The sequence below is a fragment of the Halopiger djelfimassiliensis genome (assembly GCF_000455365.1).
Taxonomy (GTDB): Archaea; Halobacteriota; Halobacteria; order Halobacteriales; family Natrialbaceae; genus Halopiger_B; species Halopiger_B djelfimassiliensis.
This window is the reverse complement of sequence record NZ_HG315685.1, coordinates 661,180-672,960: the sequence shown is the minus strand read 5'-3', so window position 1 is coordinate 672,960 and position 11,781 is coordinate 661,180. Positions and strand designations below refer to the sequence as shown.

Below are 11,781 nucleotides of genomic sequence, written 5' to 3'. Positions count from 1 at the left end.
AACCGTCAGTCCGGAGCCGGTGTTTCAGAGTTCGACGGGCTCGAGACAGTCGGTCCCGCCACAGACGGGACACGAGAGTTGCGAGACGTCGAAGTCGTCAGGGACATCGTAGGTGTAGTGATTCTCGAACAGATCGAGAACGCAGTCGTCGTCGGTACACACGATCTCTTCCGTCGGTGGCATAACCGGATGTACCGCCACCAGAACCATCAACGCTTGCACTGGGAGCCAAACGGCGACGGACACAACGGATTACCCGGGACGGAACCGGACGCTCGCGCGTGTAGTCACCGTTTTACCCCTCGAGCCGCTATCCGGAGCTATGACTGACCCCGAGACGCTGTCGGTGACGATCGTCGACGGCTACGTCGACGAACCCGCACACTTCGGGGTGCCGCCGTACGTCTCGACGTACCCCCGGTACGCGGCAGGGGCGCTCGTCGACGCGGGCGTCCCGCGCGAGCGGATCACCTACCACACGATCGACGGGCTTCGCGAGGACCCCGACCGGTGGCGCGACGTCGACGAGGCCGACCTCATGATCTATCTGGGCGGGATGACCGTCCCCGGGAAGTACGTCGGCGGTACACCGGCCGAACCGGACGAGGTACGAAAGCTCGCCTGGACCGCGACGGGCACCAGCCTGATGGGCGGTCCCGTCAAGTTCGGCGTCGGCGACGAAAACGCCGGCGCGACCGAAACCGAACGGCAGGACCTCGATTTCGATTTCGTCGCCAAAGGCGACGTCGAAGCCGCCGTCCACGACCTCGTCGAGAACGGTCTCGAGGGGTTCAACAACCGGATGCGCGACGTCGACGAGGTTACCCGCTGGGCGCGCGAGGGCGCGTTCGTCGTCGAACAACACCCCAACCATCCCGACCATCTGATCTGCGAACTCGAGACCTCGCGGGGCTGTGCCTACCGCTGTTCGTTCTGTACCGAACCGCTGTACGGCAACCCCTCGTTCCGACCGCCGGAGACGGTCGTCGCCGAGGTCGATGCCCTTTCGGAGTACGGGGTCAAACACTTCCGGCTCGGGCGGCAGGCCGACATCCTCGCCTACGGCGGCGACGGCGAGGCCCCCAACCCCGACGCGCTCCGGGAACTCTACGGCGGCATCCGCGACGTCGCACCCGATCTCGAGACCCTCCATCTGGACAACATGAACCCCATCACGATCGTCAACTGGCCCGAGAAGAGCCGGGAGGGGATCCGGATCATCGCCGAGCACAACACGCCCGGCGACACCGCCGCGTTCGGCCTCGAGTCCGCCGACCCCGTCGTTCAGGAGGAGAACAACCTGAACGTCAGCGCCGAGGAGTGTTTCCGAGCGGTCGAGATCGTCAACGAGGAGGCCGGCTGGCGACCGGGAGAGGAGCCGGAAGACGCACCCACCTTCGGCGAGGACGCGCCGCGACGGCTCCCGAAACTCCTGCCCGGTATCAACCTCCTGCACGGGCTCAAGGGTGAACGCGAGGAGACCTACGAACGCAACCGCGAGTTCCTCCAGCGAGTCTACGACGAGGGGTACATGCTCCGGCGGGTGAACATTCGGCAGGTGATGTCCTTCGACGGGACGGACATGTCCGACACCGGGGCCGAGATCGCGAAGGACCACAAGAAGCTCTTCAAACGGTACAAACGACAGGTCCGAGAGGAGATCGACAACCCGATGCTCGAGCGCGTCGCCCCGCCGGGCACCGTGTTGCCGGACGTCCACCTCGAGTACCACCAGGACGGGAAGACGTTCGGTCGCCAGCTGGGGACGTATCCGCTGCTGGTCGGCATTCCCGGCGAGCGGGAGCTCGGACGGACGATCGACGTCGCCGTCGTCGATCACGGCTATCGTTCGGTTACGGGCGTTCCCTACCCGCTCGATCTCAACGACGCATCGATGGACGAACTCACCGCGATTCCGGGTGTCGGCGACTCCACTGCGGGCGACATCGTCGTCAACCGGCCCTACGATACCGTCGCCGACACGTCGCTGGACCTCGAGTTCGACCTGTCGTCGTTCACGACCGTGCAGTCGGCCGAACAGGTGGAGTAACGGGAACGACGCTCCGGGCCGAAATCCAGCAATCGGCGGCGCTCGGTCGGTAGTTCTATTATGGATGGGAATCAGAGAAGATATTGAGGGTCTACCTGTGGAAATATCTGAAAAACTCCTGTGTCTGTTCAGTACGGAGGTTTCGGCAGAGGAGGATCGATACGTCATTGAAGTACCACGGCAGGAAGTCGAGACCGGCGACGTCGATCCGGGGGACGTCTATCGCGTCGCGCTCATCTCCCGCGAGGAGGGGGAGGAAGCCGACGCGTCAGCGACGGCACAGCCACAGAGTGCACCGTCCGAGCCACAGCCACCGGTCGACGTCGGCGAAACACGCTACGTCGAGATCGAAGACATCGGGAAGCAAGGCGACGGGATCGCCCGCGTCGAGCGGGGGTACGTCATCATCGTCCCGGGGGCCGATATCGACGAACGCGTCAAGATCGAAGTCACCGAAGTCAAGTCGAACTTCGCGGTCGGCGAGATCATCGAAGAGACCTTCTGAAAACCGGGTTGCGTCCGGGCCGGCCACACCCACCACGCAAACCCGCCGTCGCGTCGTTCTTCTCCGAAGGAGGGGTCAGGGGTCCGGAATCGTCTCACGGAAGGTTTCGGGATCGTCGTGGAAACAGTCACCGACGACGATCGCGTCCGCGCCGGCCTCGAGGATCTCGGTCGCCTTCTCGCGACTGTCGATCCCGCCGCCGTAGAACAGCGTCGTCTCTTCGAGATACCGGGCGGCGGCTTCGACGTCCGTGGGGCCGCCGTAGGTTCCGGAGTACTCGATGTAAAACACCGGGAAGCCGTAGAACGCCTCGGTCGCGAGCGCGGCACCGGCGACCTCTTCCGGCGTGTACGTCGACTCGACGCCCGCCCGGGCCGCCGCCGCGGAGTCGAGGTGTTGGACGACGTACCCCTCCCCGAGCAGGCTGTCAGCGAGCTCCGCGACCGCGTCGACTCCCTTCGACGCGATGAGGTCGCCGACGACCGGCAGCCCCGAGCCGAGAAGTTCGTCCGGTTTGCGGCCGACCTCGGTGAAGAGATCGACGTGCTTGCCGACGAAGTGGCTCCGGTCGCCGTTGTAGACGGCCGCGATCGAGAGTCGGTCGGCGGCCTCGACGGTCGCTTTCGAGACGTGACTCGAACGGTACGGCTCCTGAAAGATCGGCGTCTCCGGGATCGCGGCATCGACCGTCCGGATCGTTTCGAGCGTGTTCGCCTCCGTGACGCCGTCGGAGCCGCCGACGATCACCAGATCGGTCCCCGACAGGACCTCGAGATCGGACGGGAGCGGCTCCGCCGGATCGACCTTGGTCACGTGCGTAATTTCGTTCCAGTTGACGTTCATAGCGGTCGCTTCGAATTACAAGTATAAATCCGCTGTCGATTCGAGGCGTTCCGCTCGGCCGGCGACGATCGCCGTCGGTCGCTCCCGGCTTCGTCTCACTCCTCGAGCGGCGTTCCGTCGGCTCGCTTCGCGCCTTCGGAGTCGTGGACGACGACCTCGCCGGGGTCCGGATCGGCGGGTTCGTAGGCGTCGCGGACGGCGATCGCCTCCTCGAGTTCTCGCACCGCCCGTTCTTTCAGTGCGCGAGCGAGTTCGACGGCGTCCTCGCGGGAGATATCCCGACCGAGTCCCTCACACTCGTGGGCGCGGACGACGCCGGCCTCGTCGACGGCCTCCCCCATCGGCTGGCTGGTTCCGGCCAGCGCGACGCTGAACGGGTACGTCCGGCAGATCAGCGGCCGGTCGTCGTGGGCAACGCAGGTCCCGACGCCGTCGTTTTCCTCGTAGAAGACGCAATCGCCACAGCCGTCGGTCTGGAGCGCCCACTCGAAGGTCTCGCCCTCGAGTTCGCCGTCGTCGGTTTCCGTAAGGCCGTACGGCATCGGACGGGCGACGTCGCGCCAGTCGTAGGGACGGTCGTCGCTGTCCTCGAGACCGCGCACCTCGTCCGGGAACACCGTCGCCGTGTGTTCCTCCCCGCCGTGGCCCGTACAGCACGCGCCACACCGGGTACACTCGAAGCCGATCGATTCGATGGCATCGGCGAGGTCGTCGACTTCGAGGTCGCGGGCGGCCTCGAGTTCGGCTTCGAGGGATTGCACACGCGTACCTACGCGCCGACGCGGAAAAGTCAGTCGCTGTGTGCGCGCTCGCCGGTCCACGCGAGTTGCCCCTCGACGTCGAGTTTCTCGAGGTGGGCGCGGACGGTCGCCCGCGCGAGATCACGGACCCCGGTCAGATCCTTCTCGTACGCACGCTCGAGGATTTCCTCGAGGCTCGTCGCGCCGTCGTCGACCGCCTCGAGCACCCGCCGTTCGCGGTCGGATCGGTGGGCGAGCAGTCGCTCGAGCGTTGCCCGGGGCGTCTCGATCACGGGGCCGTGACCGGGCAACAACCGCGGCGGATCGAGCGCCCGAAGCCGTCGAAGGGTCGTCACGTACGCGCGCATGTCCCCCTCGGGTGCACCGACGACGACGCTGCCCTCGCGAACGGCACAGTCACCACAGACGATCGGTCCGTTCCGGCCGGCCTCGAAGGCGACGTGATCGGGGGCGTGACCGGGGGCATCGAGGATCCGAACGCGGTCGGTTCCCAGTTCGACCGTCGATCCCGGCGAGAACGTGCGATCGGGGTCGCAGCCGGTCGCCTCGCGGAACCGGTCGGTGCGGCCGGTACGAGCCCAGACGCTCGCGCCCGTCTCCACAGCGTAGTCCGCGACTGCGCCGACGTGATCGGGGTGGGTGTGCGTGACGAAGACGTGGGCGACGTCGCGTTCGCGGACCAGCCGATCGAGGGCGTCGGCTCCGGCCGCCGGATCGACCAGCACCGCAGGATCGGTCCCGAGCAGGTAGCTGTTAGTCGTTCCTCCCGGGGCACGCGTCGACACCGGAACGGAACAGCTGGTGACATCCATCGCTCGAACGATGTCGCTCGATGGAAAAGGGCGTACCGACCGGGTTCGCTCAGCGCTTGAGGTAGTAAACTTGCTTGCGCGCGTCCCGGAAACTGTACCGGGAGCCGACGAGGCCAACGTCCTCGAGGCGGTTGAGCGCGTAGCGGACCGTCCGATCCGGCAACAGTGACTCCTCAGCGAGTTGCCCCTGTGAAAGCGGCGAATCGCTCTCGAGAACCTTCGCGACGAGCTTCGCGCTCGGGGGTAGTTCACGGAGGCGCTCGCGGTATTCGTCCTCCGAAAGTGGCTCCTCGGCAGCAACGGCGCGATCCTCAGCTGTACTCGTGCTCATACACCGGTGAGCGGAATCAGGAGTGGTAAAGCTTCCCTATATGTGGATACGAATAATCCAGTTTGTATTAGGTATCTAGATGGTATATTACCACATTATATGTCTGCCATGCTACCGACCCGATCCCTCGGATAACTCCAGTATCGTTTTATCCCACGGCTCCTGTAGTTGCGCCCAGTGTGAAAGGACAGGAGTGGTACCAGGCCGACGACGTCGCCGAGGAGTACGACGACAAGCGCTTCTCCAAGGGCGGGCAGTTGATCGACCGTCGGGAGAAGCAAGCGGTCCTCGAGGCGATCATGCCCGTCGAGGATCGGAACGTACTCGAGATCGCCTGCGGGACCGGGCGGTTCACGGTGATGCTCGCCGAACGAGGGGCCGACGTCGTGGGACTGGATATTTCGGCAGCGATGTTACAGCAGGGGCGAACGAAGACACAGGACGCGGAGCTTTCGGGCACGCTCGAGTTCCTCCGGGGTGATGCGGGACGGCTCCCGTTCCCGGACGATCACTTCGATACCGTCATCGCGATGCGGTTTTTCCATCTGGCGGACGACCCCGAAGCGTTCCTCAGGGAGATGCGCCGCGTCTCGCGGGAGCAGATCGTCTTCGACACGTTCAACCGGTTTAGCGCCCGGAGCGTCTACAACTGGGCGCTCCCGATGGGATCACGGCTGTACTCGAAAAGCGAGGTCAGCGAGTTGCTCGCCAAGACGAACTTGACGCTGGTCGACGTCGAGGACGATTTCCTCGTTCCGTACGGGGTGTACCGGTCGATCCCGAACGGGCTCGCGTCGCCGATCCGAACGATCGAGACGGCTATCGGCGGCCATCCGATCACGGACCACTTCGCGTCGGTGTCCTACTGGAACACGGAGTTGCGCTGATTCGGGACTGCCCGACGGACACGAACCGCACCGTATTTTTACTACCGGGGAGTTCTACCACCCAGTATGGAGCTCTCGGTAGTGGTGTCGACGCTCAACGACCGGGAGCGATTGCTGTCCTGTCTCGACGCCCTCGAAGAACGGACACCGCCATCGACGGAGGTAATCGTCGTCAACGGCCCCTCTTCGGACGGGACGACCGGCGTAGTCCGGGACCGCACTGACGTCGACGTTCTCGTCGAAATCTCCGAGCGAAACCCGAACGTCTCCCGAAACGCGGGGATCCGCGTCGCCACGGGCGAGGTCGTCGCCTTCCTCGATGGCGGCTACGCGATCGACGCCAGTTGGTACGCGGCCATCGAACGGGAAATCGACGACGGTGCCGACGTCGTCACCGGTCCGGTCACGGGTACACAGCCGTTCGACACCCTCGAGAACCCGCAAACGCCCCGGACCGTCGCCCGCCGCAGCGTGACCTACTTCGACGGCGACAACGTCGCCTTCGATCGGACCGTCCTCGAGGCACTGGACGGGTTCGACGAGTACCTCGAGCTAAGCGGAGCCCGGGACTGTGCACATCGCGTTGCCGGCCTCGGCTTCGAGGTCACCTGGGCTGCCGAGATGGCCGCCCGAACGGAGGTCGGTGCCGACGGCGGCCGCGCCGAACCCGAGTGGGGGTCCCGGTACCGATCGCTCGCCTATCGGCTCGCGAAGAACTACGGCTTGCGACCGACCGTACTGGCACGGACAGCCGGCAGCGCGGTCCGTGACGGCTTCGGCGGCGCTCGGCGGCTCATCTCCGGTGACGCAACGCCGACCGGCTGGGTCTCGGACGGTCTCGAGGTCGTCACGAACGCGACCGGCGGGCTGCGCGACGGCGTCCGCGCACGCTTTCGGGATCGATCGGCACGCCGGAACCCGAACGGGCTCTCGATGCGCCACGACCGGGCGGTTCGAGTGTACGATCGGCGCTGACTGCGTCGACGGGGGCAGCTTCCGACCGCGGTTCACTCGGGATCGAACCCACCCGCAACCGTATCGAGTGTGAACAGCGCGATCGCACCGAGCAGCGCCCATGCTCCCGTCATGGCGGCGGTCTCGGATGTCACGGCGTGTGCATCGGCGACGTTGTGAAGCGGTGCGGGGACCGAGCCGGCGATAAGTCCCACGAGGAACAGAAGCGTTAGCTCGCGGTGGCGATCGAGGGCGAACCGGACGGCTCTGGCGATCGTCACGAGACCGATGAATCCACCGGCGACGAACACGACCACGGTCGTCCCCGGCTCGAGGACCGCGGCGATCGTTCCGTCGGCCCACACGAGGTCCGAGATCGATTCGACGAACGCATCGAGTTCCGACGAGAGGTAGACGTACTGGCCAAGCAGGATCAGGATCAACGCGCCCGAGACGCCCGGGAGTATCATCGCGCTGACCGCAAGCGCGCCCGCGAAAAAGACGAGAACGCTCCCGGTTCCCGGGAGTTGAAGCACGTCGGCCGCGACCAGCAGCGCAAGCGAGGTGCCGGCGGCTGCGGCGAGGACGTGCCGGGTCGAGGATATCGGGAGGCTCCGAAAGAGGACGATCGCCGTCGCCGCGATCAGGCCCGTAAAGAACCCAAAGAGCGCGAGGGGATGGGACTCAGCCAGCGCCGAGACGGCGCTTGCGATGACCGTGACTGCAGTCGCCATCCCGAGGCCGAGGGGGACGAGAAACTGCAGATCCATCTCGATCAGCGCTTGCTGTGCCCGATCGCGGCGGTCGGGATCGTACGCCCGAAGGACGGCGACGGCCCGGCCGGGCGTAAGCGACGTGATGGCGGCGATCAACCGCCCGTAGAAGCCGAGCAACAGCGCGACGGTCCCGCCGGAGACCCCGGGCAGCGCGTCGGCCGTCCCCATACAGAGGCCGTACGCGTAGACCCGAACCAGCGTGAGTCGGTCGCCGACCCACCGTTCGAGCCTATACTCCATGGCTCCGGCTCCCCGTCCAACGAGCGTTCGTCATCCACGGGAGCGGCGATCCGATGTCCCGTCTCGTGTCCATACCTACGGTCACTCGAGGCAGGAATATAAATCGTCGGAACGATCCCGTTCGCCTACGGCGGTCGGCTCCCGTCGAACGCGTTGCGGATCGCTTCAGCCTCTGATCTGGGCTTCCGGCGCGAGCGCGTCGATCACCCGACAGGCGTTCTTCGAGAAACACCGCCAGAGCTTGTCCTCGGAGACGTCGAGCGTGAGAATCTCCATGACGGCCACGTCCGGATGACACGCCGGCGCGCCGCTGCCGAAGACGACGCGATCGGGGTGTTCCAGGAGGGCACGCTCCAGCGGATCGCGGTATCTGACGAAGCTCGTCTCGAGATAACAGTCGTCGTACTCCTCGAGGAGGTCGATCATCCCGTGCATGAGCGCCCGATCGAGCGGGTGGCCGCCGAAGTGGGCGACGACGACGGGGAACGAGCGTCCGAGCAGGGTCTCCGCGAGAACGTCGGGCGGCGCGTCTGTGCCGCCGCGGACGAGCAACGGGAGGCCGACGTCCTCGAGGGTCGAAAGGATGTCCTCGTCCGGGTAGTCGTCGACCGTCGGGTCGAGGACGAACCCGTGAAACCGGTCGTCGTAGGCGTACTTCTCGACGTCTTCCGGCGTCGTGTGGTGCTCCTTGCGTCGGGTCACGGCGTTGTGTAGCCGGCCGGTCGGGGTTCCGCCGGGCCGCTGTGTGCCGTTGATCCGGGCGAACGCGACGAACGGCCGATCGACGCTGCGGCGAGCGACCCCGTTGTTCGGCGCGACGTAACTCGATTCCGGCCGTGCCGGCGGGAAGACGACCGATTTGGTGATTCCCGCCTGATGCATCTCGCGCTCGAGTCGATCGGGCGTCATCGTCCGTCTCCGCGGGGTTCCACTCCCGTGGTCCGGCGTAAGCCGGGCATAAATATCGACAACCCGAAACCCGTGTTCCAGCTCCAGCATCCCAACGGGACGTTCCGTGTCGACCCATATTTTGCTACCGGCTCTTCGGCTCGAGTTTCGTGGGACTGTGACCCACGCGTTCGGCCGCGAACTGACGACCGATTCCGTCCGGACCGATCGGAACGGGAATCGGGAACGGCGGCCGCTCGAACCGGTATATCGGCGTCGGATCACCCCTTCGCTAACCGACGACACTGTCGATCGGTCGTTCCACCTCGGGAACCGCTTCGATCCGGTCGGTCGCGACCGGGGATTCTCCCTTCTCTTCGGCATTTACCAACAAAATAACCCATTAGGGGCGTCATTCGTCCGCCTCGATTACGGCGTCCGTAAAGGTGTCTCGACGGGGAGTTCCGTCAACACGGTGGTTGTGGATAGCCGGTTTTCGGCCCGATTATCCAGCCTACCATAATATTACGGATAGGTTTTCCGCCAATGCCGCCACTACTCGCTGGACCGGTACTCTTTTCCCCTGATAGCTTCGTTCGTCGGGAGGGAAATTTTTATATAGAAGTGCTGACGACATGGTTAGTGAGGATCCAACTATGGCACAACAGCGACGCATGGGCGGACAGCCTATGTTCATTCTGAGCGAGGACAGCCAGCGAACCCAGGGTCGTGACGCCCAGTCGTCGAACATCATGGCCGGCAAGGCGGTCGCCGAGTCGGTCCGGACGACACTCGGGCCCCGCGGTATGGACAAGATGCTCGTCGACTCCGGCGGGGAGGTCGTCATCACCAACGACGGTGCGACGATCCTCGACGAGATGGACATCGAACACCCCGCGGCCCAGATGATCGTCGAGGTCGCCGAGTCCCAGGAGGAGGAGGTCGGCGACGGTACCACGACCGCGGCGGTGATCGCTGGCAACCTGCTCGGTGAAGCCGAGGATCTCATCGAACAGGACGTCCATGCGACGACGATCGTCGAGGGCTACCACGAGGCCGCCGAAATCGCCCTCGAAGCGATCGACGAACAGGTAAGCGAGTCCGAGGTCGACGACGAAATCCTCAAGCAGGTCGCCGAATCGAGCATGACCGGTAAGGGGACCGGCGGCCTCACCGCCGAGTCGCTGGCCGAGACGGTCGTCGAAGCCGTCCGCCACGTCGAGGTCGACGACGGCGTCGAACGCGAGAACGTCGGGGTCCACACCCAGATCGGGGCCTCCTCGAACGCGACGGAACTCGTCCCCGGTATCATCGTCGACGAGGAGCCCGCTCACGACGAGATGCCCGCCGAGGTCGAGGACGCCTCGATCGCGGTCCTCGACGTCGAACTCGGGGTCCGTACCGGCGAAGTCGACGCCGAGTACGCGATCGACTCGATCGACCAGCTCAACGCCGCCATCGACGCCGAGGAAAGCGAAGTCCGCGGCTACGCAGAGACGATCGCCGACAGCGGCGTCGATGTCGTCTTCACCACCGACGACGTCGACGAGCGCGTCGCCTCGTTCCTCGCGAACGAGGGCGTCCTCGTCTTCGAGGACCTCGGCGACAGCGACGCACGAGATATCGTCTCCGCGACCGGCGCTCGCCGCGTCGGCGACCTCGAGGACCTCGAAGAGGCGGACTTCGGCCACGCCGAGCGCATCCGCTCGGAGAACTTCGGCGACGGCGACCTCGCGTTCGTCGAGGGCGGCGCGGCCGCCGAAGCCGTCACCGTCTTCGTCCGCGGCGGCACCGAACACGTCGTCGACGAACTCGAGCGCGCCATCACCGACGCCCTCGACGTCGTCGCGACGGCGCTTGCCTCCGGCGAGGTCGTCCCCGGTGCCGGCGCGACCGAGATCGCGATCGCGGACAAGATCCGCGAGGAGGCCGCCGGCATCGAGGGCCGCAAGCAACTCGCCGTCAACGCCTTCGCCGACGCGCTCGATGTCGTCCCGCGAACGCTTGCGGCCAACACCGGACAGGACCCGATCGACTCGCTCGTCGACCTCCGTGCCGGCCACGAGTCCGCGGGTCGCGCCGGGCTGATCACCGCCGGCGAGGAGGTTACCATCGACGATCCGTTCGAATACGGCGTCATCGACCCCGCCGACGTCAAGCGCGAGGCCATCGAGAGCGCCACTGAAGCCGCGACGATGATCGTCCGCATCGACGACGTCATCGCCGCCGAATAACCGCCTGCGTTCCGTTTTCTTTCGTCCGTTCGCCTGTGGACCGTCCGTTCATCGGCCATCAGTGTTAACTGATAACATATGGTAGCCCCGGATAGAATGTCCGGAAAACACCCCACAGACCGATTGACGCCGATCGGCGACTCCACCGGCTGTACGGTCTACTACGACGACAGCCGGGGTACGTACCACACCTGGTTCGACGAGAGCCAGTACGAGCCGGTCAGTACGGCGCTTCTCGCCGCCGTCTCGTCGGTACTCGGCGTCGAGCCGATGGACCTCGAGCCCCTGTCGGCCTGTGTCGATCCGGACGCCCTGAACGACATTTTCGTCCACTGGCGCGGTGACGAGCCGCGAGTCGGCGACGGCTCGATCTCGTTTACGTTCGCCCAGTGTGGCGTGACGGTCCACGAGGACGGCGAGATCGTTATCGACCCCGAAACGCGCGAATCCGCGGCTCCGGGCTGAGGCGATCGGTACCGTTAAGCCGCGTTTCGGCTCGG

13 protein-coding genes are annotated in these 11,781 nt (G+C 65.5%); 6 read left to right on the top strand and 7 right to left on the bottom strand.

Annotated elements, in window-relative coordinates; all coding sequences use genetic code 11:
• Positions 1-24: 24 nt before the first annotated feature.
• Complete coding sequence (locus TX80_RS19390; protein WP_195893060.1) at positions 25-183, bottom strand: DUF7559 family protein; 159 nt, start codon at positions 181-183, stop codon at positions 25-27.
• Positions 184-322: 139 nt separating this feature from the next.
• Between TX80_RS19390 and TX80_RS09220 the strand changes: the two genes are divergently transcribed.
• Both TX80_RS09220 and TX80_RS09215 read left to right on the top strand, forming a co-directional pair.
• Positions 323-2,050 (top strand): radical SAM protein, encoded by a 1,728-nt coding sequence (locus tag TX80_RS09220; RefSeq protein ID WP_049922810.1) that lies wholly within the window; start codon positions 323-325, stop codon positions 2,048-2,050.
• A 97-nt stretch (positions 2,051-2,147) separates the two neighbouring features.
• Entirely contained in the window at positions 2,148-2,555 is a 408-nt protein-coding gene (locus TX80_RS09215) for a TRAM domain-containing protein (RefSeq protein WP_049922809.1), read from the top strand.
• A 75-nt stretch (positions 2,556-2,630) separates the two neighbouring features.
• Here the strand turns inward: TX80_RS09215 and TX80_RS09210 are convergent, their stop codons facing one another.
• The 4 genes from TX80_RS09210 to TX80_RS09195 all read right to left on the bottom strand — a co-directional run bounded on the left by TX80_RS09210 (position 2,631) and on the right by TX80_RS09195 (position 5,302).
• Complete coding sequence (locus tag TX80_RS09210) at positions 2,631-3,398, bottom strand: heptaprenylglyceryl phosphate synthase (protein WP_049922808.1); 768 nt, start codon at positions 3,396-3,398, stop codon at positions 2,631-2,633.
• 95 nt (positions 3,399-3,493) lie between these two features.
• Positions 3,494-4,159: a YkgJ family cysteine cluster protein gene (locus tag TX80_RS09205; protein WP_049922807.1), complete on the bottom strand. Its 666-nt coding sequence runs from the start codon at positions 4,157-4,159 to the stop codon at positions 3,494-3,496.
• A 29-nt stretch (positions 4,160-4,188) separates the two neighbouring features.
• Entirely contained in the window at positions 4,189-4,971 is a 783-nt protein-coding gene (locus tag TX80_RS09200; RefSeq protein ID WP_049922806.1) for an MBL fold metallo-hydrolase, read from the bottom strand.
• 49 nt (positions 4,972-5,020) lie between these two features.
• The gene (locus tag TX80_RS09195) at positions 5,021-5,302 is read right to left on the bottom strand and encodes a winged helix-turn-helix transcriptional regulator (RefSeq protein ID WP_049922805.1); all 282 of its coding nucleotides are present in this window, start codon (positions 5,300-5,302) and stop codon (positions 5,021-5,023) included.
• A 179-nt stretch (positions 5,303-5,481) separates the two neighbouring features.
• On the opposite strand from TX80_RS09195, the gene TX80_RS09190 reads away from it, so the two are divergent.
• Both TX80_RS09190 and TX80_RS09185 read left to right on the top strand, forming a co-directional pair.
• A complete protein-coding gene (locus tag TX80_RS09190; protein ID WP_049922804.1) occupies positions 5,482-6,189 on the top strand; it encodes a class I SAM-dependent methyltransferase in 708 nt (235 codons plus the stop codon).
• Positions 6,190-6,255: 66 nt separating this feature from the next.
• Positions 6,256-7,164 (top strand): glycosyltransferase family 2 protein, encoded by a 909-nt coding sequence (locus TX80_RS09185; protein WP_049922803.1) that lies wholly within the window; start codon positions 6,256-6,258, stop codon positions 7,162-7,164.
• 32 nt (positions 7,165-7,196) lie between these two features.
• Here the strand turns inward: TX80_RS09185 and TX80_RS09180 are convergent, their stop codons facing one another.
• Positions 7,197-8,159 carry a DUF368 domain-containing protein gene (locus TX80_RS09180; protein WP_049922802.1) on the bottom strand — a complete coding sequence of 321 codons (963 nt, stop codon included), beginning with the start codon at positions 8,157-8,159 and terminating at the stop codon, positions 7,197-7,199.
• A gap of 165 nt (positions 8,160-8,324) precedes the next feature.
• Positions 8,325-9,158 carry an amidohydrolase family protein gene (locus tag TX80_RS09175; protein ID WP_049922801.1) on the bottom strand — a complete coding sequence of 278 codons (834 nt, stop codon included), beginning with the start codon at positions 9,156-9,158 and terminating at the stop codon, positions 8,325-8,327.
• A 578-nt stretch (positions 9,159-9,736) separates the two neighbouring features.
• Between TX80_RS09175 and thsA the strand changes: the two genes are divergently transcribed.
• Positions 9,737-11,281 (top strand): thermosome subunit alpha, encoded by a 1,545-nt coding sequence (gene thsA, locus TX80_RS09170; RefSeq protein ID WP_049922800.1) that lies wholly within the window; start codon positions 9,737-9,739, stop codon positions 11,279-11,281.
• A gap of 96 nt (positions 11,282-11,377) precedes the next feature.
• Positions 11,378-11,746, top strand: coding sequence for a HalOD1 output domain-containing protein (locus TX80_RS09165; RefSeq protein ID WP_049922799.1), 369 nt, complete (start codon positions 11,378-11,380; stop codon positions 11,744-11,746).
• Positions 11,747-11,781 lie beyond the last annotated feature (35 nt).

Bases quoted from the DNA above. Each gene is read 5' to 3' on its own strand.
- TX80_RS19390 (WP_195893060.1), bottom strand. From the start codon at position 183: ATGCCACCGACGGAAGAGATCGTGTGTACCGACGACGACTGCGTTCTC.
- thsA (WP_049922800.1), top strand. From the start codon at position 9,737: ATGTTCATTCTGAGCGAGGACAGCCAGCGAACCCAGGGTCGTGACGCC.
- TX80_RS09195 (WP_049922805.1), bottom strand. From the start codon at position 5,302: ATGAGCACGAGTACAGCTGAGGATCGCGCCGTTGCTGCCGAGGAGCCA.
- TX80_RS09165 (WP_049922799.1), top strand. From the start codon at position 11,378: ATGTCCGGAAAACACCCCACAGACCGATTGACGCCGATCGGCGACTCC.
- TX80_RS09180 (WP_049922802.1), bottom strand. From the start codon at position 8,159: ATGGAGTATAGGCTCGAACGGTGGGTCGGCGACCGACTCACGCTGGTT.
- TX80_RS09185 (WP_049922803.1), top strand. From the start codon at position 6,256: ATGGAGCTCTCGGTAGTGGTGTCGACGCTCAACGACCGGGAGCGATTG.
- TX80_RS09220 (WP_049922810.1), top strand. From the start codon at position 323: ATGACTGACCCCGAGACGCTGTCGGTGACGATCGTCGACGGCTACGTC.
- TX80_RS09200 (WP_049922806.1), bottom strand. From the start codon at position 4,971: ATGGATGTCACCAGCTGTTCCGTTCCGGTGTCGACGCGTGCCCCGGGA.
- TX80_RS09175 (WP_049922801.1), bottom strand. From the start codon at position 9,158: ATGCTGGAGCTGGAACACGGGTTTCGGGTTGTCGATATTTATGCCCGG.
- TX80_RS09210 (WP_049922808.1), bottom strand. From the start codon at position 3,398: ATGAACGTCAACTGGAACGAAATTACGCACGTGACCAAGGTCGATCCG.